The sequence below is a fragment of the Pseudomonas sp. LBUM1659 genome (genome assembly GCF_059716045.1).
In genome coordinates this window covers 3791490-3814918 of sequence record NZ_CP166797.1, presented here as the reverse complement: position 1 = coordinate 3814918, position 23429 = coordinate 3791490, and the positions used below count along the sequence as shown (strand labels likewise).

16 protein-coding genes are annotated in these 23429 nt (G+C 57.8%); 12 read left to right on the top strand and 4 right to left on the bottom strand.

Annotated elements, in window-relative coordinates; genetic code table 11:
• Nucleotides 1-152 precede the first annotated feature (152 nt).
• Nucleotides 153-2444, bottom strand: coding sequence for a tetratricopeptide repeat protein (locus ACA048_RS17255; protein WP_497625505.1), 2292 nt, complete (start codon nt 2442-2444; stop codon nt 153-155).
• Nucleotides 2445-2796: 352 nt separating this feature from the next.
• Between ACA048_RS17255 and ACA048_RS17250 the strand changes: the two genes are divergently transcribed.
• The 7 genes from ACA048_RS17250 to ACA048_RS17220 all read left to right on the top strand — a co-directional run bounded on the left by ACA048_RS17250 (nt 2797) and on the right by ACA048_RS17220 (nt 11645).
• Entirely contained in the window at nt 2797-4797 is a 2001-nt protein-coding gene (locus ACA048_RS17250) for a peptidase U32 family protein (protein ID WP_497625504.1), read from the top strand.
• An 867-nt stretch (nt 4798-5664) separates the two neighbouring features.
• Nucleotides 5665-6576, top strand: coding sequence for a TauD/TfdA dioxygenase family protein (locus ACA048_RS17245; RefSeq protein ID WP_497625503.1), 912 nt, complete (start codon nt 5665-5667; stop codon nt 6574-6576).
• Nucleotides 6577-6611: 35 nt separating this feature from the next.
• Nucleotides 6612-7721, top strand: a complete 1110-nt coding sequence (locus ACA048_RS17240) for an ABC transporter substrate-binding protein (protein WP_497625502.1) — start codon at nt 6612-6614, stop codon at nt 7719-7721.
• A 4-nt stretch (nt 7722-7725) separates the two neighbouring features.
• The gene (locus ACA048_RS17235; protein ID WP_497625501.1) at nt 7726-8631 is read left to right on the top strand and encodes an ABC transporter permease; all 906 of its coding nucleotides are present in this window, start codon (nt 7726-7728) and stop codon (nt 8629-8631) included.
• Complete coding sequence (locus ACA048_RS17230) at nt 8628-9413, top strand: ABC transporter permease (protein ID WP_497625500.1); 786 nt, start codon at nt 8628-8630, stop codon at nt 9411-9413. The genes ACA048_RS17235 and ACA048_RS17230 overlap by 4 nt, the downstream gene beginning before the upstream one ends.
• A gap of 25 nt (nt 9414-9438) precedes the next feature.
• Complete coding sequence (locus tag ACA048_RS17225; RefSeq protein WP_497625499.1) at nt 9439-10203, top strand: ABC transporter ATP-binding protein; 765 nt, start codon at nt 9439-9441, stop codon at nt 10201-10203.
• 59 nt (nt 10204-10262) lie between these two features.
• A complete protein-coding gene (locus tag ACA048_RS17220) occupies nt 10263-11645 on the top strand; it encodes an LLM class flavin-dependent oxidoreductase (RefSeq protein ID WP_497625498.1) in 1383 nt (460 codons plus the stop codon).
• Between the two features lie 84 nt (nt 11646-11729).
• On the opposite strand, the gene ACA048_RS17215 is transcribed toward ACA048_RS17220, so the two are convergent.
• Nucleotides 11730-15125, bottom strand: coding sequence for an Ig-like domain-containing protein (locus ACA048_RS17215; RefSeq protein WP_497625497.1), 3396 nt, complete (start codon nt 15123-15125; stop codon nt 11730-11732).
• Nucleotides 15126-15985: 860 nt separating this feature from the next.
• On the opposite strand from ACA048_RS17215, the gene ACA048_RS17210 reads away from it, so the two are divergent.
• On the top strand, nt 15986-17395 hold the full coding sequence (locus tag ACA048_RS17210; protein WP_497625496.1) for an MFS transporter: 1410 nt from the start codon (nt 15986-15988) through the stop codon (nt 17393-17395).
• A gap of 342 nt (nt 17396-17737) precedes the next feature.
• Here ACA048_RS17210 and ACA048_RS17205 read toward each other — a convergent pair whose 3' ends face one another.
• Nucleotides 17738-18757: an AbrB family transcriptional regulator gene (locus ACA048_RS17205; RefSeq protein ID WP_497625495.1), complete on the bottom strand. Its 1020-nt coding sequence runs from the start codon at nt 18755-18757 to the stop codon at nt 17738-17740.
• 195 nt (nt 18758-18952) lie between these two features.
• Between ACA048_RS17205 and ACA048_RS17200 the strand changes: the two genes are divergently transcribed.
• Together ACA048_RS17200 and ACA048_RS17195 are read left to right on the top strand one after the other, a co-directional pair.
• Nucleotides 18953-19951, top strand: coding sequence for a bile acid:sodium symporter family protein (locus tag ACA048_RS17200; RefSeq protein ID WP_497625494.1), 999 nt, complete (start codon nt 18953-18955; stop codon nt 19949-19951).
• Nucleotides 19952-19985: 34 nt separating this feature from the next.
• The gene (locus ACA048_RS17195; RefSeq protein ID WP_497625493.1) at nt 19986-20444 is read left to right on the top strand and encodes a metallophosphoesterase family protein; all 459 of its coding nucleotides are present in this window, start codon (nt 19986-19988) and stop codon (nt 20442-20444) included.
• A gap of 18 nt (nt 20445-20462) precedes the next feature.
• Here the strand turns inward: ACA048_RS17195 and ACA048_RS17190 are convergent, their stop codons facing one another.
• Entirely contained in the window at nt 20463-21422 is a 960-nt protein-coding gene (locus ACA048_RS17190; protein ID WP_497625492.1) for a LysR family transcriptional regulator, read from the bottom strand.
• Between the two features lie 143 nt (nt 21423-21565).
• Between ACA048_RS17190 and ACA048_RS17185 the strand changes: the two genes are divergently transcribed.
• Both ACA048_RS17185 and ACA048_RS17180 read left to right on the top strand, forming a co-directional pair.
• The gene (locus tag ACA048_RS17185) at nt 21566-22588 is read left to right on the top strand and encodes an asparaginase (protein ID WP_497625491.1); all 1023 of its coding nucleotides are present in this window, start codon (nt 21566-21568) and stop codon (nt 22586-22588) included.
• Nucleotides 22589-22638: 50 nt separating this feature from the next.
• A complete protein-coding gene (locus tag ACA048_RS17180; RefSeq protein WP_497625490.1) occupies nt 22639-23403 on the top strand; it encodes an amino acid ABC transporter ATP-binding protein in 765 nt (254 codons plus the stop codon).
• Nucleotides 23404-23429: the final 26 nt, after the last annotated feature.

Genomic DNA, 23429 nt, shown 5'->3' with positions numbered 1-23429 from the left:
CATCAAGCTGTCAGTTTTTATTGCGGTACCCAATCCGGGTTCAGCAAGTACGACTCCCGGTTTTGTGTCTGAGCTGACCAGTAGCCCGGCAACAAAATTGACGGCTATGTCGACCGTCGCCGTCGTCCCTACAGATGCTGCTGCCCAGTGCCCTAGTGCAACCCTAATTGACGCTTCAGACTGGACAGACGCTGATCCTGCGGAGCAACCGCTTCCAGGCGACGGACGTAGTCGATTGCCGCTTGCCGCTCATTGGCGGATCCATGCAGGTAAACCATCGCATAGAGCAAGTCTGCATCGTCTGGCACCTGGGCCAGGCCCGCTTCCAGTGCCGCCTGTGCCTCTGTACGGCGCTGCATTTTCAGCAACAGCAGACTTTGGTTGTAACGAATACGCGAGTTCCTCGGAAGCTCGATTGCCGCCGTCTCAAACAGCGGCAATGCTTCGTCGGCCTTGTTCCGTTCAGCCAGCAGCAAGGCCAGCATGTAGGCGATATTGCCGTGATCGGTGACGGGCATGTCCTTCAAGGCGACGCCGTCGCGCAGAACCTGCTCGGCCTCGTCCTGGAGCAGCATCGAGTTTGCCAGAGTCGCCAGGTTCACCCGAGCAGGGACGAAGTAGGGGTCGAGCTTCAAGGCCTGGTGATATTGCTCCATGGCTTCCTGCTGGCGTCCATCGCGCTCCAGCAATACCGCCAGATTCAGGCGATTGCCCGGCAGGTCGGCATTGCCGCGAAGGCGCTGTTCGTAGTCTGCCTGGGCCGTTTTGAAGAATTCGCGCTCAGCCTCAGGCAAGGCAATCATCGGGATCCCGACCAATGCATTCAAGGCTTGGTCACGGACAGCGCGACTGTCATCGTGCAGCAATGGCAACAGATACTTGACCCGCTGTACGGGAGGTTGCCCACTGAAACCGGATGCCGCGTAAGCCCGTACCAGAGAACTCTCGTCCTTGAGCGCCTGCGCCAAGCTTGGCAACGCGGGATCATCCATCGACGTCAATTGCTGGACGGCAGTGGCACGAACGATGGCGGGCTTACCCAGGTCGCCGATCAGCGCCGTTAATTGTTGCAGCGAGTCGGCTTGGCCAGTGCGAGCGGCATGTAGGGCCTGGCCATAGTGCGGAGGCCGTTGCGGAGTACCGAACCAACCCTCGATGACTTTCGCCGCCCACGCTGGCGCCTTGTCCTTATGGCAGGTGGTGCAGGCATCGGGGCTCTCGGTCTGTCCATCCAGGTCCGGGCGCGGCAGACGGAAACTGTGATCGTGTCGCGGGTCGATCACCATGTAAGTCTGGGCCGGCATATGGCAATTGAGGCACTGCGCACCCTGAGAGCCAACCGAGTGGTGATGGTGCTCGGGGCTGTCGTAGTTCTTCGCCTGCAGGCTGGGGAAACGGGTGGGTGGACTGGTGTTATGGCACTGCTGGCAAAGGCCGTTGCCCTGGATTTTGACTTTGGTGGTGTGTGGATCATGGCAGTCGGTGCAGGTCACGCCTGCAGCAAACATCTTGCTTTGGGAGAAAGAACCATAGATATAAACCTCACCCTGCATTTGCCCATCGGCATGGTACATGCCAGGGTCCAGGGTCGCTGGCAATACGCTGTCGAGCAATGGCTTGCCCGGTTGCTGACCCACATTCAAGCTCTGTCGACGACTGTGGCAGTAAGCGCACTGATCCCCCAGGCCCTTGCTGCCCAAGGCCTTGTAATCGACGATCAGGCCGATTTCGGCTGGTGAGTTGTAACTGACCTGCGCAGGTCTCTCCTTGGCGGCCCAGTCAACATGGGCCTGACCGGGACCATGACAGGCTTGGCAGCCGACATTCTGCTCATGCCAAGTGGTGGCAAAAGTATCGGTTCTGTCGTCGTAGCCCTTGAGTAGATTGCTCGAATGGCAATCGGCGCACATGGCGTTCCAGTTCTGGTAGCGGCCGGTCCAGTGCAACGGATCGGTGGGTGCGAAATGTTGTCCTGGGTAAAGGGAAAACCAGCGTTGTCCGCCCTCGGCCTTGGTTCGCGTGTCCCAGGCGACGGTCAGGCTTTGCAGACGACCACCGGGAAATGCCACCAGATACTGCTGCAAGGGTTTGTAGCCGAACGTGTAGAGGATCTCAAAATCCGCAGGTTTACCGTCAGAGCCTTCGGTATTGACGAAAAATTTCTTACCCTTGCGAAAGAAGCGGACCTCAACCTTACCGTCCTTGAAACGCACATCCTTGAAGTCACCCAGCACACTGTTTTGGGTTGCTGCACGCATCGCCCAATCGTGGTCAGAGTTTTTCCAGGCGCTGGCCTGCTCGACATGGCATCCGATGCAGCTGTCGGCGGGCGCATAACCCTTGGCGTCGGTGGCAAGTCCGGGGGGCTGCCCGAAAGCCCCTTGGGCAATTAGCAGAACCATCGTGAACAACAAGCGCCGCAAAGCGTATTTGAACAAATGCAAAGAATTATCCTTGAGGCAGGGCGACGAAAAATAACTGCAAACCTCAAAGTTATAGCCGCATTGGAAATTTACGCTATTACTCAAAAGGCGCGGGCACGATAACGATCCAACGTTTTTCGCCTTTTTTAGACGAACACATCATGGTTGAGGCGTCCGTAATCTTCGGCGCCTGAACTCATCGTGTTGCATTGAACGGTTGAATCCACAGCCGAAAGTCGCCTGTCAGGACCGAGACCCTTGACGCTCTGGATGTCACGGGTGAGTGACAGGCTCCATTGCGTCGCCCCACGTGCCCATCCGGCTTTTGGCCGTTACAATGCGCACCTCGACCGTGACAAACCAGAAAAAAAATATGTCTCTGCCCAAACATCACCTTGAACTGCTCAGCCCCGCCCGTGACGTGAACATCGCTCGCGAGGCCATCCTGCATGGTGCCGACGCCGTGTACATCGGTGGCCCGAGCTTCGGCGCTCGCCACAACGCCTGCAACGAAGTCAGCGATATTGCCCAGCTCGTGGAGTTCGCCCGTCGCTACCACGCCCGGGTGTTCACCACTATCAACACGATTCTGCATGACAACGAACTGGAGCCGGCGCGCAAGCTGATCCACCAGCTGTACGATGCTGGCGTCGACGCGTTGATCGTTCAGGATCTGGGCGTGATGGAGCTGGATATCCCGCCGATCGAGCTGCACGCCAGCACCCAGACCGACATCCGGACACTGGCGCGGGCAAAGTTCCTTGACCAGGCTGGCTTCTCCCAACTGGTACTGGCTCGCGAGCTGAACCTGCAAGAGATTCGCGCCATCGCCGACGAGACCGATGCGGCGATCGAATTTTTCATCCACGGCGCGTTGTGTGTGGCGTTCTCCGGGCAGTGCAATATTTCCCACGCACAGAACGGTCGTAGCGCCAACCGTGGCGACTGCTCCCAGGCCTGTCGTTTGCCTTATACCCTCAAGGACGACCAGGGCCGCGTAGTCGCCTACGAAAAACACCTGCTGTCGATGAAAGACAACAATCAGAGCGCCAACATCCGTGCGTTGGTCGAAGCCGGCGTTCGCTCGTTCAAGATCGAAGGGCGCTACAAGGACATGGGGTATGTGAAGAACATCACGGCCTATTACCGTCAGCGTCTGGACGACGTGCTTGAAGATCGTCCGGATCTGGCTCGGGCATCCAGCGGCCGCACCGCACACTTCTTCGTGCCCGACCCGGACAAGACCTTCCACCGTGGCAGCACCGACTATTTCGTCAGTGAGCGCAAGATCGACATCGGCGCCTTCGACTCACCGACCTTCACTGGCTTGTCGGTGGGCGTGGTGGAGAAGGTGGGCAAGCGTGATTTGCAGGTGGTGACCTTTGAACCGCTGTCCAATGGTGACGGCCTTAACGTGCAGATCAAGCGCGATGTTGTGGGCTTTCGCGCCAACATCGCCGAGCCCAAGGGTGAATTCCTCGAAGAGGGCCAGAAGCGCTATCGCTACCGTATCGAACCCAACGAGATGCCGGACGGGATGTTCAAGTTGCGGCCCAACCATCCACTGAGCCGCAACCTTGACCATAACTGGCAGCAAGCCTTGCAGAAGACCTCCGCCGAGCGTCGTATCGGTTTGAGTTGGGTGGCACGTCTTGACGAGCAGCGCCTGCAACTGACCGCCACGAGCGAGGAGGGCGTCTGTGCCAGCTTGTCTCTGGACGGTCCGTTCGGTCTGGCCAACAAGCCGGAGCAGGCTTTGGAGCAACTGCGCGATCTGCTCGGTCAATTGGGCACCACGGACTACCACGCCACCGCCATCGAACTGGATGCACCTCAGGCGTTCTTCATTCCCAACTCGCAGCTCAAAGCCTTGCGCCGCGAAGTGATTGACGCGTTGACCGTGGCCCGTCTGCTCGCCCACCCAAGAGGTCATCGCAAGGCAGAAACCAATCCGCCGCCGGTGTATCCGGAATCGCACTTGTCATTCCTGGCCAACGTCTACAACCAGAAGGCTCGGGACTTCTATCACCGCCACGGCGTCAAGCTGATCGACGCAGCGTTTGAGGCCCATGAAGAAACCGGGGAAGTGCCGGTGATGATCACCAAGCACTGCCTGCGTTTCTCCTTCAATCTCTGCCCCAAGCAAGCCAAAGGCGTCACCGGTGTACGCACCAAGGTCGCGCCGATGCAACTGGTGCACGGTGACGAGGTGCTGACCCTGAAGTTCGACTGCAAACCTTGCGAAATGCACGTCATCGGCAAGATCAAGGGCCACATCCTTGACCTGCCGCTGCCGGGCAGTGTCTCGGAACCGATCGTTGGCCACATCAGTCCCGAAGACCTGCTCAAGACGATTCCTCGCGCGCCGCATTGAGTGACAGGCGAACGCAGCATCCTGTACTGCGTTCGCCTCCTCAGGCTTTTTTGTTGGATATGTCTGCGCTGACCGAATCAGGATGTATGGCTTTTTTTGCTGTGCGAAAAGGGGGTTTATTTTCTGTGCATGGGCTGAGCTGCTGACTGTTGCCATAAAGAAACTACCTAGAGCACTAAGGTGATCGCCGTACACCAAGGGGTTCGTCTCAATATCTCGCCTTTGAGGCTCTGGTTTAGGCTAAGGGCAACGAATGAGCGGAGCAGGTTATGCGATTGTTTGAACTGAGTACTTTTACGGTGCGTGTGCGAACTGTTGCAGTAGCATTGGTCCGAATCGAGGCTGCGCTAGCCAAGCTTCGAATGTCTGGTTGCTGTATGCCTTTTGCCATTAGGTACAGACAGTTTGTTTTCGATGAGAAGGCGCTGACCAGCGCTTGCAGGTGGCCAATCTGAAGGTCAATAAATTTTCTTGCTGGAAAAGAAAAACCCCGCCGCCGCGAAAATAGAAAAACAGGCCAATGATCCGCACTCTCTGTCGAATGCTGAAGACATCTGCTGTGCAGCCTTTCAGCCAATTTTATTGAAAGAGTTTAATTCCAGAAGATCGCTGAAGCGCTCAGACCTAATGTTTAATGGATTTTAGCCTCCTTGGCGACGTCGGTTTCGATGTGGATCAAACTCGTTCGTTAAACCAACTAAAAAGTTATGAGCTAATACCACTTGGCTTATAGCTTTTCTCCGGGCGTGGTAAAGGTTTTGCTATATGGCTGTTCTTATATCTTTAGAATAATTTGTGATTAGTCACGGCTGCTTTTATGTCTTTATGATCTGCCCCACAACAACTCGTGAGACAGGAGGTAGCTCGATGGCCATTCAAATTAAACCGGTCGCTGGTCGAATTGGCGCGCAACTGGAAGGCGTGAAATTAGGTGAGCACATTAGTGCTGGGGATTTCAAATTTATTAATCAGGCACTGCTGAAATATAAAGTGCTGTTCTTTCGCAACCAACATCTGGATGACGCCGAGCACGAAGCTTTTTCCCGGCGCTTTGGGGATCAGGTGCCGCATCCGACCGTGCGCTCTGCTGAAGAAAGCGCCGCCATTCTGCACCTGGACGCCAAGGAAACTCGAGCCAATTCCTGGCACACCGATGTCACCTTTGTTGCCAATTACCCGAAAATATCCATCTTGCGCGGTGTGGTTATTCCACCTTATGGCGGCGATACGGTGTGGGCCAATACTGCGGCGGCCTACGCCGACTTGCCCGAGCCATTGAAACAACTGGCCGATAATCTACGCGCGTTGCACACCAACTTATATGACTATGCGGCGCCGCGTAATACCCATGAGTCGGGTCTTAAACGTTACCGCGAACAGTTTACCGCTGAAGTCTACGAGACCGAACATCCCTTAGTGCGGGTGCACCCGGAGTCGGGTGAAAGAAGTTTGTTGTTGGGGCACTTTGTCAAACAGATACAGGGAGTAAGCAATAACGATTCGAAACAACTGATTCGCCTGTTTCACGACCGTATTACTCATGTCGACAACACTGTGCGCTGGCGCTGGGAGGAGGGCGATGTGGTGATCTGGGATAACCGCGCCACGCAGCACATCGCGATCAACGACTACGGCGATGCCCAGCGTATCGTGCGCCGGACCACCATCGACGGTGATGTGCCGGTCGGGGTGGATGGTCGCTTGAGCCAAGCGCTCAAGCCAAGCCCGGATACCCGCTCGCCGAAAACCGAAGCCGACAAAAAACATCTCGCCGCCTGACAAGCGGGTCTCATTGACACAAGGAAGGCTTGAACATGGAACTCAAAGGTATTCCCCTGTTTCTCAAATGCAGCATCGCTGCAGCACTGGCTACGGTTCTTGCCATCCCCCTGGCCCAGGCCGATGTATTGCGCATTGGTGTAGCGACAGCTGGAGGCGGTGACCCGGTGACGTTCAGTGGGTCGACCCTGGGCATCGTGCGCAATCAGCAACGGCTGGAAAAAGCCTTCGCGGGAACCGGAACTGAAGTGCAATGGTTCTTTTTCAAGGGGGCTGGTCCCGCGGTAAACGAAGCCTTGTCAAACCAGCAACTTGACTTCGCCTACCAGGGCGATCTGCCCGCCGTCGTCGGGCGCTCCAATGGGCTGGACACCAAACTGCTGGCCGCACTGGGCGTACGTGCCAATCTTTACCTGGCCGTTCCCAAGGGATCTGACATCAAAGGTATCGATGACCTGAAAGGCAAGAAGGTGGCGATCTTTCGTGGCACCAACGGCCATCTGGTGTCGATCAATCTCTTGGCGGAGCATGGTCTTACCGAACGCGATATCAAGGTCATCAACCTCGATACCGGCAGCACTCAGGCTGCACTGGTATCCAATGGGGTAGATGCCGCATTCGGCGGGCGCGAGTTGTTCAAGCTGCGTGATCAGGGCCTGATCGACATCGTTTACGACAACCCCACTCAAGATGTGCGCTACACCCGACAGACCGCACTGGTCGTTCGGGGTGCCTATGAAAAAGAACATCCGGACAACGTACAGAAAGTCGTCGATACGCTGGTGGATGCGGCGAAGTGGACGTCGGAAGACAGTAATCGTGACGCGGTCTTCACGGAATGGGCCAAGAGTAATGAACCGGCAGAATCACTACGCGCCGACTTTACCGGGGTGAGCATCAGGGACAAAGCCTCGCCTCTGGTCGACAACTTCCTGCTTGGCCGCTATCAGGCCGTGGCGGATCAAGCCAAGGAAGAAAAGCTGATCCGTCGCCCCGTCAGTATCGATGGCTGGTTCGAGACCAGCTATTTGCAAAAGTCTCTCAAAACCAAGGGGCTTGAGAACTACTGGACGCCCTACGGTCTGGATGGCAAACCGCCGGCTGGTAATGCAGTAGCGGCCGCGACTAGCAAGCAAGGGAGCTAGGCAAATGGCCAGGGCACAGACCGTCAGACTAGAGCCGTATGCGGCGCCGGCATTGCCGAGCGACAACGTTAAACGTTTTCCACCGTCACCGGTCCGCCCAGTTCGCAAGATTGAAGTGCCGCGCCAGTCAGCCAGGCCCTTCAGTCTGGTTGACAAGGCCTTGCCCTGGCTGTTGCCGCTGGTATTGCTGGGCTTATGGTACCTGGGGGTGGAACGCGGCTGGCTTTCAGAGCAGGTGCTGCCCCCGCCAGTCTACGTCTACCAGACCTTGTCGGACCTGGTCACCAGCGGTGATCTCTGGCTGAACGCGTCCGCCAGCCTGCAGCGGGTTGTCGTCGGATTTACATTGGGCGCCTTTATCGGCATAGCGCTGGGCCTGGCCATGGGACTGTCCAGGACGCTAGAGGATTATCTCTTGCCTACCTTCAACGCACTGGTGCAAATACCGGTACTGGGCTGGTTACCGTTTGCCCTGTTGCTGTTCGGCATTGGCGAGACGCTCAAGTATGTGCTGATTGCCAAGGCGGCCTTGGTGCCGATCACGCTGTGTACCTTGCAGGCTTTCCGCCAGGCGCCCAAAGGGTTGTTGGAAGTCGGCCGGGCCTACGGCTTCAGTCCTCGGCAAAGCGTCATCTCCATCGTCTTGCCAGCGGCTGTCCCGACGCTGTTTACCGGTTTGCGTCTGGGCTTCACCAAAGCCTGGTTGTCTCTGGTGGTGGTCGAGTTGGTGGCATCGAGTGAGGGGTTGGGTTACCTGATCGTCTATGGGCGTCAGCTGTTTCAATTGGACTTGGTGATGGCGGCCGTTGTGGTAGTGGGTGCACTCGGTCTGTTCATAGACCGCGGTTTCGAATACGCGGAGAAACGCCTCAATCGGGGTCGGCCAACTGCCGGGGGGCGCCTGTCATGAGCGCGATCTTGTCAGTAGGTAGCGGTAGCCGCCGATATCGCGGTTGGGTCTTGCCCATTTCCGTCATCGCCGTGTGGTGGCTGGCGTCGAACCAGGGCTGGAGTCATTCGGGGTTGTTCGTTTCGCCAGAAAAAGTGGCGGTTACGGCCTGGGATCAAATCGCCTCGGGCAAATTCTGGCGGGCCATTTCTGCCAGCCTGGCGCGCAACCTCAGTGGCTTTTTCATCGGTACCACACTAGGTCTGGTGCTGGGTTGCCTGCTGGGCCTGTCGCGGAATTTCGAACGCGTGGTCGGGCCGAGTTTCAATACCTTCAAGCAAATATCGCTGTTCGCCTGGATCCCGTTGATCTCGGTGTGGTTCGGCCTGGGCGATGTGGCCAAGGTGGTGTTCTTGTCTTTGGCAGCACTGGTGCCTGTGGTGGTCAATACCTGTGACGGTTTGCGCAACGTCCCGCCCAACCTGCTGGAAGTGGCGCGGGTGTACGGCTTCACCCGTTGGCAAACCATCATCGGGGTGATGCTGCCCGCTGCCTTGCCGTCGATTTTTACCGGGCTTTATCTGGCGCTGGTCTATTCCTGGCTGGCGACCATCGGCGCTGAATACCTGCTGGTATCGGGGGAGGGGATTGGCAACACGCTGATTGATGGCAGCGAACATTTCATGATGGACCTGGTGTTGTTTGGAATGGTGGTTATCGGCCTGGTGGGATGGGGTCTCAACGCATTGGCCCGGACACTTGAGCGGCAGATGCAGCGCCTGTATGGCATCGCTCCTCGTTGATTGGCACTTTCAAAAGGATCGCAACATGCTCAACAACAGCCTGACCCTGGAAAACATCAGCAAGCGTTTCGCTTCCCGACCGGGCAGTTCGACGCAGTTGCAAGTACTCGACAACCTCCAGCTCGACATTGCGCCTGGCGAGTTCATCAGTATCGTCGGTGCCAGCGGCTGCGGTAAATCCACGCTGCTGCGACTGATTCTTGGCCTGGACGAAGAATACGACGGGCGCATCCTGCTGGATGGCAAACCCATCGAAGGCACTGGCCTGGAACGCGGCATCGTCTTTCAGGATCACCGTTTGTTCCCTTGGCTCAACGTCGAGCAAAACGTCGCGGTCGGGCTCAAGAATTCACACCTGAGCGCTGCGCAGAAACGCGAGACCGTACGCGAGCACATCGAACTGGTCGGCCTGCAAGACTTTATCGATGCCTATCCGCATCAGATATCCGGCGGCATGGCGCAACGCGTGGCGATAGCCCGCGGCCTGGTCAATCGACCGAGCGTGCTCTTGCTGGATGAACCGCTGGGTGCGCTCGATGCCTTGACCCGTGCGCGCCTGCAGGGCGAGCTGCAAAACATTTGGGCCAAGGAAAAAATCACCATGATCCTGGTCACCCACGATGTTGATGAGGCGGTATTCCTGGGCGATCGCGTGGTGGTGATGCAACCGAATCCTGGCCGCATTCGGCGCATTCTCGACATCGATCTGCCGCGCCCGCGCAACCGCAGTGACGGCCGCTTCATCGCCCTGCGCGACGATGTGCTGAGCGATTTCGCCGAGCTGCACTGAGCCTCTGCGCCGCGCGCAAGCCCATATTTTTCATGCTTGTTTTTTTCAGGGAACGGGAAATGTCCGAACGTCAGCTCAGCCTCAACCTATTCATCTACCCGAACGGCCATCACGAAGCCGCCTGGCGTCACCCGCAGTCGGTGCCGGAAGCTTCCATGGATATTGGGTATTACCAGCAACTGGCGCTACGCGCTGAACGCGAGAAGCTTGATGCGATTTTCTTCGCTGATTCGCCGTCACTGGCCGAAAGCGGGCGTGAAGGTCTGCGCATTCGTTTCGAACCCGTTACCTGGCTGGCGGGAATTGCTGCGGTGACCCAACGCATAGGCCTGATCGCCACGGCCAGCACTACCTACAGCGAGCCTTACAATCTGGCCCGCTCGTTCAGTGCGTTGGATCACCTCAGCAAGGGCCGCGCCGGTTGGAACATCGTCACCACTTCCATGGCGGCTGCAGCCGCCAATTTTGGCCTGGACCAACATCCGTCGGCTCATGACCGGTATGCTCAGGCCGAAGAATTCGTGCAGGTGGTCGGCGACCTGTGGGACAGCTGGGAGGACGATGCGCTGGTGCTGGACAAGACTTCCGGGGTGTTTGCCGACAGTGACAAGGTGCATTCGATCAACCACGTGGGCACTTACTACAAAGTCAAAGGCCCATTCAATTCGCCACGCTCCCCGCAGGGGCGACCGGTGCAGGTGCAGGCCGGGTCTTCCGAGGATGGTCGTGATTTCGCCTCCAGGCATGCCGAAGCGATTTTCACCGCGCACCAGACCCTGCAAAGCGCGACCGAATTCGCCAACGATATCCGCGCTCGGGTGAAGGCGGGGGGGCGCGATCCTCGCCAGCTGAAAATTCTCCCGGGCATCAGCCCGTACATCGGCAGCACCGAAGCCGAAGCCCAGCGCAAATTCGACGAGCTCAATGACCTGGTGCTGCCGCATGTTTCACTCGGTCAACTGCGCCGCATGTTGGGGGTCGACCTGTCCGGTCACGATCTGGATGCGCCATTCCCGCGCCACCTGGTCAATTTCGATAGCAACGAGAGCCAGTCCAGTCGCTTCAAGCTGATCCTCGACATCGTCGACCGCGAGAAACCGACGCTGCGCCAGCTGATCAATCGCCTGGCCGGTGCTCGCGGGCATTGGGTTCCGGTCGGTACGCCGGTGCAGATTGCCGACCTGATTGAGCAGTGGTTCCGCAGTGGCGCTGCCGATGGTTTCAATGTGATGCCGCCAGCGTTCCCCGAGGGCTTTGAAGTGTTCCTCGATGAAGTGCTGCCGATCCTGCGCAAGCGTGGGCTGTTCCGCCATGAATATGCGGGCAGTACGCTGCGCGAGCATTATGGTCTGAGTCGCCCCGTTTCGCGTTTTGCCCTGAAGCCCGCCTCAGCGACCTTGCCATTGCGCGGCGAAGTGCATTTGATTCCGGACCCTGTTTGATCTCGTTCAGGGCGATTGGAGGATCAGCGGGAGAGAGCCTCGAAAGACTTGTGAGGCTCTCATCGCTAACGTTCTGTTGAGGGCTCAGTGAGAGACAACCGGCGCCGTCACCGTCTTGCCGAACGCTGAGTTAATGGTGATGGTCGGGTTGGGCGACGGGCCACTGCCGGTAGTCGTCACCGATATCCGCCAGCGAGCGCCGGTACCGGTCGGGGTCAGACTGGCCGTGCCAAGGCTCACCGGGCCCGCAGTGGTCGAGGCCGTTACGGTGATGGTGTTGCCCGTGCCTCGCGAGGTGGTGCCGGCCAGGTCCCAGGTGTAGCGGCTGTTGCTGCGGGCAGTGACCGAAGCGCTGGTGACCACCAGGTCTTCGTTGACCGCCGCTGCTGACACCGCCACGGACACCGTTGCCGGTTTGTCCGAGACCGCATCCTTGGCGTCGCTGGCGTTATAGGTGAAGGTCGCGGTGAACGGTGCAGGGACGATAGGCGGTGGGGTGTAGATCACGCGCACACCGTCGGTGCTGACCGTGCCCTTGCCCGAATCCGGCTGGTTCAGGCCCACCACTTTTAGCGGCAGATTACCATCGGGGTCGGTGTCGTTGGCCAGCACATTGATGGTCAGCGGGAGGCCGTTACTGCTGATGGCACTGTCGGGGTTGGCCACCGGTTTTTGGTTATCGCCTTCGTGATCCTCATCGTTATCGCCGCTGCGGAAGGTCGGCAGGGCCGCAGAAGCCACGTAGGTGACACCGTCCCAGCCTGGCAGGGGCGTTGGCATCAACTGGAACTGGCCGGGATGCTCGACATCCCAACGCAACAGCATCGAGTTGTCCTCGTGCTGGGTGTTGTGGCAATGCTCGACGAACGTACCGGCGAACTCACGGAAATGGATCGCCATGTCCACATCCACCGAACTGTCGATCTCCTGGCCGACGCGATAGACATCCTTGCGCGCCCATTTTTCCCATTCCGGTGGTGCTTTACCGTCGCGGCTGAGGATGATGCCTTCTTCGAAATGCACGTGCACCGGATGGCTCCAGCCGTTACCGCCGTTCTTGATTTTCCATACTTCGAGGGTGCCGTCGCCGGAGAATCCGGCGTCCGTCGGGCCGTTGGCCAATTGCGGGGCGGCACTAATCCGCCGCGGGTCCATGGCGTAGCCGAAACCGCCGTCGGTCTTGACGGTCCAGGGTGCTTCGTCGGTGCCATCGGAGCGACCGAAAATGAACTCGCGATGCCGCGCCACCTTGAGTTTGGCCTGGTCGGTGGGATTGTCTCGATCGATGGTCAACGGGATCATTTTCTTGCCGGCCGCTTTGCCCGGTTTGGCGGGTTCATAGTCGGCCGGGTTCATGCTCACGTCCTGGCCGGAGTAAGGTTGCACCAACAGTTGCAAAAACTTGCCCACCACCGGGTCACCCTTGTCCCACATCGGCCCTTTGCTGGTTTGCTTGAGCTCAGCCTTGTACTCCTCCGACAGCACGTCGGCCAGGCTCACTTCCTCTTTCTGCGGGCCCTTGCCTGTCTGGTGTTCCATCAGATTGACGAAGTACAGCTTGTCGCCGGGCTGGATGCCGTTTTTCGCGAAGTTAATGATGATGTCGTAACGCTCGGCGATTGCCTGCGTCGGCAGGATCGCGTTGTGCCGCTGTTTATCGCCGTCACCGTCCAGGTCCATGCTGCCGTCGAAGGGCACGGCGTGTTCCATGATGTTGCCATCGTTGCCAATCATGTGGAACGGCACGCGATTGTAGGAGACGCCTGAGCCGCGCGGGCCGGGGAATTCGCCTCCGTTGCCGGCGATTTCACGCACCACGGCAATCTTGAAGTAGCGCGACACTGAGCCGTTGAGAATGCGGAAACGATAACTGCGTGCGCGCACTTTCAGGCGCGGCTGGTACTGCCAGTTGACCAGGATCTGGTCGGCGAGAAAGCCGTCGGTGTTGAACGGGTTGAACCACAACTGACCGTTGGCGTCCCAGGCTTTGTCCGCGACCACAAGATTGACGTCGTAGTCACGGTTGCCCCAGGGCAGTGCCGAACCGCTGGGCAGGCGCAGGTTGACCCCATCTTCCAGCGCTTCGTTGCCGCGATCCAGGGCGCTGTAGTAGTTCATCATCACCGCGTTGCCCTTGTAGACGTTCTGCGCGGTGAAATCGAGCATGTGGTCATGGAACCAGTGGGTACTCATGGTTTCACGCCAGTCGCCACGAATCTTGATGCTGCCGTTTTCACAGGTCTTCAGGCCTGGGCTGGCGTCGTTGACGAAAAGTTTTTCGCCCGGTGCGCAGGGGAACGCAGCACGTGGATCATGGGCATCGGTGTTGATGGTGTCGTAACCGGCCAGTTGCAGCGGCCAGCGATAGTCGTAGTACTGCCCTGGAAAGAAAAACGCGTTGGTGTAGCCATCGCTTTCGGCCGGGGAGTGGCCGTTATGTTCGTGGGTGCTGATGGTGTGCAGACCGAATCCCATATTGGCCGCGGGGTCGATGGGCAGGGCGTTGTAGTGACGCATCAGCACCGGTTGGCCATACCGCACCATCAGCAATTTTGCCGGAAAGGTACCGTCGAAAGTCCACAAGGCGTTGTGATTTTGCAGGGGGAAACTTGGGTGGAAGCGCGTATCGATGCCTTTGGTGGTGCCCGTCGTGGTCGGGATGTCAGAGGTCTGATAGTAGAGCCCGCCCGGCCCGAATTCACCGACGGCGTAGTTGTGCAATTGCCTGCGGTCACGCATGCCGGTGTTGACCCGCGCGCCCACTTGCACGGTTTTGTACGCGACTTGCGGGTAGAACTCGTTCCAGCGCTGATGCGACCAACCTTTTCCCGGTGGCCGACCTTCGGCGGGCGAGCCGACCGGATGGCGGTTGAGAAAGCTTTCGATCTGCGCCTTCCACGGATTGCGGTCCAGTACGTTGGAGAACTGCGATGGGAACGGGAACAGACCAGGCTGGCGCATGAACGCATCCAGTGCCGCGCTCGACGGGGCGCTGCGAGCAACGCTGTTCGGGTCCTGCGCAGGCGCCGGGCCGACGGTGGGGACGGGGAAGGTCAAGGGCGGTGCCGGGGTCGTCGGGTCGAGTTTCTCCGTGCCGAATTCCTCGAACAGCAGTAATTGCTGGGTAAAGGGTAGAGCCCCGAACAAGGGGCTGGGTTTACCGTTGGTAGGGAAGTTGAACGAGGTCTGCACATTCGGCGGCAGCACGTTGTCTGCACGCGGCGTGTCACGGTCGCCGAACACGCCATTGGGCAGGGCAATGGCCCCCTGGTTGGCTGCCGGCATTGTTTCCAAGGCTTCCAACGCAGCTTTGGGATCGGCAGGCGGATTGTTGAAGGCTGAAGGGTCAGTGGGCGGTGGCGGGCTTACATCATCGAGCGGTGCTGCACCGGCCTTAGCCAGGCTGAAGAAAATGACAGCGGCTACACCCCATTTCCTCAGGAAGTTGAGCGAACTGAACGCCGAAGCAGCGTTTTTCATTGTGTTCCCCTCGCGTCATGCCAAATGGCGAATCCCGCCGTCCCCAACGGAAACGACAGCTACTGCGCTGTAAGGGGCTGTGGCAAAAGTCGGGCCAACCGCAAAAGGGGGAAAAAAGTTCAGGGTTATTAGGGGTTTGATTGGGAGTATTTCCCAAATGACACAACTGAGTGGTGGGGGATATTCCTCTAAATAGGTGGCTTTTTGCCTGAATAGGTGGGGGAGCAACCCAATGTGGGTGATTGAACTCCCGCTTCCGCACTGTGAACATCTGTCATCGTACAACATGGCTTGATGTTCCAGGACCTAACATCCCGTCGTCAATGGCCAACAATTCATACGGTTGATGATCCTGTACCCAGCGAGTTCTTTAAGAAATCGAAATTTTCACAAGCAATCCTCGTCAAGACCAACGGCTATCTTTGATATTGACAGCCCACCCTTGAACTCGATATAAAAGGCACAGTTGTACGACGACAGACGATACGTCGACTGTTCATGCCAAAAAATAAAAAGAGTGTCGGCCCCATCATGAATTCAACTTGCGTACTCATCCCCCTCAACGTCGCTTCCTCTGGCCTGATCTTGTCTGCTTGCGCGCCTGCACAGTCAGTTCCGTCACAGGCGACTGCTCCGCCAAACCCCTGCTAGCACTCGCTACACGCCCAGCTCCAGCCACCAGCAATTGCACTGCGCGTGATGCAAACGGCGGCGGGGTACAGCATAAGTTGATCGCAAGACCCGGCTGAATCTGACCAGCCTTGGCGCGGACTCTTCGCGTCTTGGCGATGCTCTACGACACTATTGATCTCGCTTGAAACCGAGAGATCATCACCATAATCCAATAATAAAGTGATGCCATGAATCTGAACGAGCCCATCAATGCGAATGCGCAACGCGTCGGCCAAACGGTCGGCAAATACCGCTGGACGATCTGTGCGCTGTTGTTTTTTGCCACAACCGTCAATTACCTGGACCGCCAGGTACTGAGTTTGCTGGCGCCGCAACTGTCGACGCAGTTTGGCTGGAGTAACACCGACTACGCCAACATCGCCTCGGTTTTCCAGTTTGTGTACGCGATTTCCATGCTGTTCGCCGGCCGTTTCGTCGACAAGATCGGTACCAAGAAAGCTTATATATGGGCGATTGGCATCTGGTCCACGGGTGCGGTCATGCACGCCTTCGCGGTGCCGATGGGTGAGGGCATTGGCGCCCTGAGCAGCGCGCTCGGCCTTGCCGTCATTCCGGTCTCGATTGCCGGTTTCATGCTGTCTCGCGCGGTTCTGGCGATTGGTGAAGCGGGTAACTTCCCGATCGCGATCAAGGCCACCGCAGAGTACTTCCCGAAGAAAGAACGCTCATTCGCCACCGGTATCTTCAACTCCGGTGCCAACGTGGGGGCGGTCCTGGCACCAATATGCGTACCGTTGATTGCGGCTCTCTGGGGCTGGGAAGCGGCCTTTATCGTGATCGGCATGCTGGGCTTCGTCTGGGTCGCCGTCTGGATTGCGCTCTACCAGAAGCCGGATCAGCAAAAGCGTCTGTCGGCGGAGGAACTGGCATACATCCGTAGCGATGAACCTGTGCAAGTAACCACCCCGGAAGTGTCGGGTGTCGCTGCCAAAAAAGTATCGTGGTTCAAGTTGCTGACTTACCGCCAGACTTGGGCGTTTGCCTTCGGCAAGTTCATGACCGATGGCGTGTGGTGGTTCTTCCTGTTCTGGCTTCCGACCTACCTGGCGGCGCAATACGGCATGAAGGGAGCGGCCATCGTGGCGCCACTGGCCGTGTTGTACAGCTTGACGATGATCGGCAGTATTGGTGGCGGCTGGTTCCCGAGCTACTTCATGTCCCGCGGCGACAAGCCGTATGACGGTCGCATGAAAGCCATGCTGGTGATCGCGCTGTTCCCGTTGGTGGTGCTGCTGGCTCAGCCATTCGGATACATCAGCTTTTGGGTCCCTGTGTTGCTGATTGGCGTTGGCGCATCGGCGCATCAGGCGTGGTCGTGCAATATCTTCACGACGGTGTCCGACATGTTCCCGCAAAAAACCATCGCTTCGGTGGTCGGCATTGGCGGTATGGCGGGTGGTTTGGGTGGTGTCGTGATGACCAAGGTTGGCGGTTATGTGTTCGACTACTATAAATCGATCAACGATATCCACACCGGCTACATGATCATGTTCGCTATCTGTTCGGTAGCCTATCTGGTGGCATGGAGCGTGATGAAGATGCTGGTGCCACGCCACAAGGAAATCACTGATCTGTAAACAGCGATTAGTGCAGTAGAAGGCCCCGTCCCACTTCAGTGGGGCGGGGTTTTTTCGTTTTTAACTTTTAAAAAATCGTGCGAACGCGGCCCGTAGGTCCTGCAGGTTCGAAGTGCTGATCCGTATTTTCCTGCGCTATCTGCCTCTGTAATGCACTCAGTGGCAGGCTCACAATGGCGGCACACAGCGAACTCATAATGTAGGAGGCCCCAATGGGCAAGATGGCAATTTTCCTGGGTGGATTTCTGGTGCTGACCATTTTGATTGGTGCCCTGGCCACGATCTCTCCCGTTTAATCCTTTCCTCCGATACGACGCATGTACGATGCCTCCAGACGGCTGATCAAACATCCTCCCGCCATCGTCGCGCCTGAACCACCAGTGCCGGCGCACAGTGCAGCACAACCATGCGCACCAGATGATGAGTCAGGATGAACACAACGTTCAGCCCGCCACTGAAGGCGACCATGGAGATGGTCTCGATGGCGCCCGGCATGTAGGCCAGCCATAACGACCAAGGATCGCTGCCCCCAACCCGCCCGGCCACGCTGGCAAACGCTGCGGCGATCAGCAGCATCAGACCAACGGACATCAGCGCGGCACGCCCGTGGCGAACAAGTTCGGCGAAGCTGATGTCCTTGAATTTCGAGCCGATCAGCACACCGAGCAGGATGGCAGCGGAGTCGACACTCCATGACGGCATGTGAAAGCCCTGCAAGTAGCCGGTCTTGACGTAAACGCCGGTGAGCACGATGGCGGTGAGCATGAACGGTGCCGGCACGCCAACGTTCAACAGCAAACGACCGAGCAACAGGCACAGGGCGATCAGCGACAGCAGGCTCAGCGCCAGACTCAAGTCCAACGGGCTGCTTTGGGCAATCGCCACGTCTGCCTGTCCGGGAATGCAAAAGCTGACGAGGAGGGTGATGGAGAGCAGTCGCACCAGATGCACGACGATCACCTTGCTGGACGCGCGTTCGGATTCGAGCAGGTCAAATACCGCCGCGAGTGCGCCGGGGTAGACGGCCAGCAGGGTATCCTTGCGGTTCCATCCGGCGATTTTCAGCAGCGCAAAACCGGCCACCGCGCTTTGCACCATCAGGCACAGCAGCATGACGCCCAGGCTGGGCAAGATGGCCGCGACCGTGTGGCTGTCCCACGACGTAAACATCAGGCCGGTCGCGATCCCCAGTACGATTTGCACGTAGCCGAGGCCGAAACGCAGGGAAGGGGAGAAGCGCAGGTTACTGGCGATCATTGCGCTCGCGAGTATCGAGCCCAGCAACAGGCCGTGGGGGATGCCGGCGTATTGCAGCGCGGCGCCGACGCCGGTGGCGATCAGTAAACACAGTAGGGTTTTCATGAGCCTTCCTTGATTCTTGAATTCCCCGACGCTTGAATCCGGGCCGCCCATGTTTTCCCACCTAACAGCATGATGCGTCAAGAACGCTGGTCATCCTGTCCTTTAGGCGACATCTCCTGGCTTACTAGCGTTAGTCGGTAATCTTCGGACGGGTTAGAGTCGTGATCACGTTCCTGGCAAACCCGGATGACCCTGATGACGCGCCCTCGTTTCTTACCTGACAACTTCACCCTGACCCTGATCGGCGTCGTGCTGCTCGCCAGCGTGTTGCCCGCCAGCGGTCAGATCGCGGTGGGCTTCGGGTGGCTGACCAACACCGCCATCGCCCTGCTGTTTTTTCTGCATGGCGCCAAACTTTCACGCGAGTCGATCATTGCCGGTGCCGGACATTGGCGTCTGCATGTGCTGGTATTCAGTCTGACCTTTGTGCTGTTTCCGCTGCTCGGCCTGGCGCTCAAACCGGTGCTGTCGCCGCTGATTGGTGACGATCTGTACATGGGCATGCTCTACCTCTGCGCGCTGCCGGCCACGGTGCAGTCGGCCATTGCCTTTACCTCCCTGGCGCGTGGCAACATTCCGGCGGCGATTTGCAGTGCGGCGGCGTCCAGTCTGTTCGGGATCTTTATCACGCCACTTCTGGTGACGCTGCTGTTGAATGTGCAGGGCGATGGCGGCTCGACCCTTGATGCGATGGTTAAGATCAGCGTGCAACTGCTGCTGCCGTTCATTGCCGGGCAGATCGCGCGGCGCTGGATCGGCGCCTGGGTCGGGCGCAACAAAAGTTGGCTGAAGTTCGTGGATCAGGGTTCGATTCTGTTGGTGGTCTTCGGCGCGTTCAGCGAAGCGGTGAACGAAGGCATCTGGCACCAGATTCCGCTATGGGAACTGGCCGGGCTGGTGGTGGCGTGCTGCGTACTGCTGGGGTTGGTGTTGGTGGCCTCTACGGTGCTGGGCAAAGCCTTTGGTTTCAATGTGGAAGACCGCATCACCATCGTGTTCTGCGGTTCGAAGAAAAGCCTGGCCACCGGTGTGCCGATGGCCCAGGTGCTGTTCGCCGGCAGCACCATCGGCGTGTTGATCCTGCCGCTGATGTTGTTCCATCAAATCCAGTTGATGGTCTGCGCGGTGCTGGCCCAGCGCTACGCCAAACGCCAGGAATCGGTTGCTGAACTGATGGCGCACGTAGATCCTTGATCGCCCGAGTTCCGAGCCTCATCTGGAGTAATGCATGAAGATTGGCGTGATTTCCGATACCCACGGATTGCTCCGCACCGAAGCGGTTGCTGCGCTGGAGGGCTGTGAGTGGATCATTCATGCGGGCGACATTGGCAGCCGTGACATTCTCGATCAACTGGCGTCCATTGCTCCGTTGCATGTCGTGCGTGGGAACAATGATCTGGGCGAGTCTTGGGCAGAACAGCTGGATGATCTCCTGCGTTTTGACCTGAACGGATGGGACACTTTGCTGGTGCATGACATCGCCGATGTTCCGGTCGTGCTGGATGAAGGCATCCAGCTGGTGATCACCGGGCATTCGCATAAGCCACGCATCGAATGGCGCGGCGACCGCTTATTTCTCAATCCCGGCAGCGCGGGGCGGCGGCGCTTCAAGTTGCCAGTGACGCTGGCGTTGGTTGAGGTGCTTGAGGACTCGATTGAGCCGCGACTGGTTTCGCTGGTGGAATGATTTTTTCTGCACCGGTGTCTATTCCACCTTATGACGGAGGAAGTCAGGAGGTAATTCGCCAATGCCTTGTAGTCGGGTTTCGAGAAACTCGCGCAACACGCGTACCTTTGTCGAAAACCGTCGATTGGGAAGGTAGGCCATGTAGATCTGTCTTCCGGTCAGCGAGTTAACGAAACGATAGTCCGGCAGGACAATTTGCAATTGACCGTTCAACAGCAGGTCGCGCACCAGCCAGATTTCGAATTCCGCTATTCCCAGCCCCCCACAAACCGCTTCGAGCAACAACTCCGAGTTGTCTGATTGAAGATTGCCCTGCGGGAAAATCGAGTGCTTTTCCTCTTCCTGGACAAAATACCAATGGGGGTCGCTATCCGGGTGTACATACACCAGACAGTTATGTGCGCTCAGATCCCCAGGCGATTGGGGATGTCCATGCTGTGCAAGGTATTCAGGCGTGGCGCAAAGCAGCGAATCGTTGCGGCAAATCGGGTAGGCGATCAAGTTCTCCAAATGGTTTTCACCCTCATGGATATCCAGATCAAAGCCTCCGACGATCATATCGTTGTGATTGTCTGTCAGGCGCAAGTCCATCTGGATGCCGGGGTACATCTTTAGAAAGGGGGCGATAAGCGGCGCGTGGAAGCGCCTGCCGAACGCCACGGGTGACGTGAGTTTCAGAGGGCCGCTGGGTGCAAGGTTGAGATCGCTGACCACACGTAAGGTGTCATCCAGGTCGGCGATCATCGATAGCGCGCGCGCGTGATAGATTTGCCCCGCCTCGGTCAGTGCGACGATATGCGTGGTGCGATGGAGCAGGGTGGTGTTCAGCGACTTTTCAAGCGCCGAAATGGTTCGTGTCAAGGTTGAGGGCGAGACGTGCATCTCTCGGGCAGCGGCAGAAAAGCTACCCAACTCGACGACTTTCACCAAGGCCCTCATCACACCTAGATGATCGATGCGTGCAATTTCGGAACTCATTTCAGATGGATTGCCTTTGCGCTGGGTGCAAAACCGAATTCCTTTGCTCGATGTTCCACCGGTTTTTATCGGAATATAGACTGATTTCCATCGCAGCGGGCACCTCGGTGTCTCCCGTCGCCCATTGGAGTTTGAAGAACCTTATGAATTTTCCTGCCCATGTTCCAATCGCCATCGCCACTCGAAACGAACATGTGGAGCGAATCCATTGGGGGTCAGTGGCAGTGGTCGATAGTGAGGGCGCGTTACTGGCCTACGCTGGCGACCCGGCATCCATGACATTTTCCCGTTCTACGCTCAAGCCGTTCCAGGCCGTTCCTTTTGTCCGTGACGGCGGTCCCGAGCGCTTTGGTTTCACCGATGATCAGGTCGCTCTGATGTGTGCCAGTCATTCCGGGGAAGAGTCGCATGTCGACGCCGTGAGCAAAATGTTGACGAAAATCGGTCACGAAGCGCATGACCTGGGGTGTGGTTGTCATTTGCCGGACTTCTACAGTGGCGACAATTTACCGCCCAAAGGTTTCCACTTTGATCAACGCCACCACAACTGCTCCGGAAAACACACCGGTTTTCTAGCCTACTGCCGCCTCCACGGACTAGCGAGCAGTTCTTACCTGGCACCGGAGCATCCCTTGCAACGCGATATCCAGCGGGTCGTCGCAGGGCTGACGCGATTGCCGCAGAATCAGCTTTGGACGGGAACTGATGGCTGTAACGCGCCAAACCTGGGAATGCCTCTGTCGCGACTTGCGCTGTTATGGGCGCGTCTGGCCAGTGGTGATGCCGGGAACGACACAAGCCTCAGTCCTGTTTTGCAGCGACTGTTCGACGCCATGCGTCATTATCCGCAAATGGTCTCCGGTACCGGTCGATCCGATCTGGGAATCACGCTTGCCTCCAAAGGCGACTGGGTCGCCAAAACGGGTGCTGATGGCGTGCAGACGGTGGGGATCCGCAGTCGCGGACTGGGCGTGGCGGTCAAGGTCAGTGATGGTGATTTTCCCAGTGTGTTTGCCGTCACCATCTCGGTGCTCAAGCAGTTGGGCGTGTTGGAAGATGAAGGCGAGAATCGGTTTTTGGCACCGTGGGCAGATCCCGCGTTGAACAATTGCAATGGCGCGCCGGTGGGTCAATTGAAAGCCACTGTGCAATTGAAATTCATCTAATGCGCAGTGCCAGCAGGCACGAATCAGAAATTTAATGCAGAGCACAAGCCATGCTATCGACGCGCTCAGTGGATCAGAAACCCCCAGCCATTTCACTGCGGGCGGTGAACAAATTTTTCGCCAGCCAGCAGGTGCTGTTTGATGTAGACCTGCAAGTAGAGCCCGGTGAAGTGGTGGTAATTATCGGTCCCTCCGGCTCGGGTAAATCGACGTTGTGCCGGTGCATCAATCGCCTGGAAGCGATTGATAGCGGTGAGATTTTTCTGCACGGTGAACGCCTTCCGGAAGAGGGCGGTGCGTTGGCGAAGATGCGTGCCAAAGTGGGTATGGTTTTCCAGAACTTCAATTTGTTTGCCCACCGAACAGCCTTGCAGAATGTCGCGATGGGCCCACGCAAAGTACTCGGCATGAATCGTCTTGATGCCGAGGCATGGGCCATGCAGCTTCTCGATCAAGTCGGTTTGGGGCACAAGGGGAAGTCGTACCCCGCAGAGTTGTCGGGTGGACAGCAACAGCGCGTCGCGCTCGCGCGTTCACTGGCGATGAAGCCCAGTGTCATGTTGTTCGATGAGCCGACCTCGGCACTTGATCCTGAAATGGTCAACGAGGTTCTGAAGGTGATGGTCGAATTGGCCCGCAGCGGCATGACAATGGTGGTGGTAACCCATGAAATGGGTTTTGCTCGCTCGGCTGCCGACCGGATCGTTTTCATGGACGCCGGTCGCATCGTCGAAAGTGCGCCACCCGAGATTTTTTTCAGCGCTCCCCGCTCAGAGCGTGCTCGCGATTTTCTTTCCAAAGTACTCGCACACTGAATCACGCAGTAGAACCCACAATAACA

Bases quoted from the DNA above. Each gene is read 5' to 3' on its own strand.
- ACA048_RS17250 (WP_497625504.1), top strand. From the start codon at position 2,797: ATGTCTCTGCCCAAACATCACCTTGAACTGCTCAGCCCCGCCCGTGAC.
- ACA048_RS17245 (WP_497625503.1), top strand. From the start codon at position 5,665: ATGGCCATTCAAATTAAACCGGTCGCTGGTCGAATTGGCGCGCAACTG.
- ACA048_RS17240 (WP_497625502.1), top strand. From the start codon at position 6,612: ATGGAACTCAAAGGTATTCCCCTGTTTCTCAAATGCAGCATCGCTGCA.
- ACA048_RS17235 (WP_497625501.1), top strand. From the start codon at position 7,726: ATGGCCAGGGCACAGACCGTCAGACTAGAGCCGTATGCGGCGCCGGCA.
- ACA048_RS17230 (WP_497625500.1), top strand. From the start codon at position 8,628: ATGAGCGCGATCTTGTCAGTAGGTAGCGGTAGCCGCCGATATCGCGGT.
- ACA048_RS17225 (WP_497625499.1), top strand. From the start codon at position 9,439: ATGCTCAACAACAGCCTGACCCTGGAAAACATCAGCAAGCGTTTCGCT.
- ACA048_RS17220 (WP_497625498.1), top strand. From the start codon at position 10,263: ATGTCCGAACGTCAGCTCAGCCTCAACCTATTCATCTACCCGAACGGC.
- ACA048_RS17215 (WP_497625497.1), bottom strand. From the start codon at position 15,125: ATGAAAAACGCTGCTTCGGCGTTCAGTTCGCTCAACTTCCTGAGGAAA.
- ACA048_RS17210 (WP_497625496.1), top strand. From the start codon at position 15,986: ATGAATCTGAACGAGCCCATCAATGCGAATGCGCAACGCGTCGGCCAA.
- ACA048_RS17205 (WP_497625495.1), bottom strand. From the start codon at position 18,757: ATGAAAACCCTACTGTGTTTACTGATCGCCACCGGCGTCGGCGCCGCG.
- ACA048_RS17200 (WP_497625494.1), top strand. From the start codon at position 18,953: ATGACGCGCCCTCGTTTCTTACCTGACAACTTCACCCTGACCCTGATC.
- ACA048_RS17195 (WP_497625493.1), top strand. From the start codon at position 19,986: ATGAAGATTGGCGTGATTTCCGATACCCACGGATTGCTCCGCACCGAA.
- ACA048_RS17190 (WP_497625492.1), bottom strand. From the start codon at position 21,422: ATGAGTTCCGAAATTGCACGCATCGATCATCTAGGTGTGATGAGGGCC.
- ACA048_RS17185 (WP_497625491.1), top strand. From the start codon at position 21,566: ATGAATTTTCCTGCCCATGTTCCAATCGCCATCGCCACTCGAAACGAA.
- ACA048_RS17180 (WP_497625490.1), top strand. From the start codon at position 22,639: ATGCTATCGACGCGCTCAGTGGATCAGAAACCCCCAGCCATTTCACTG.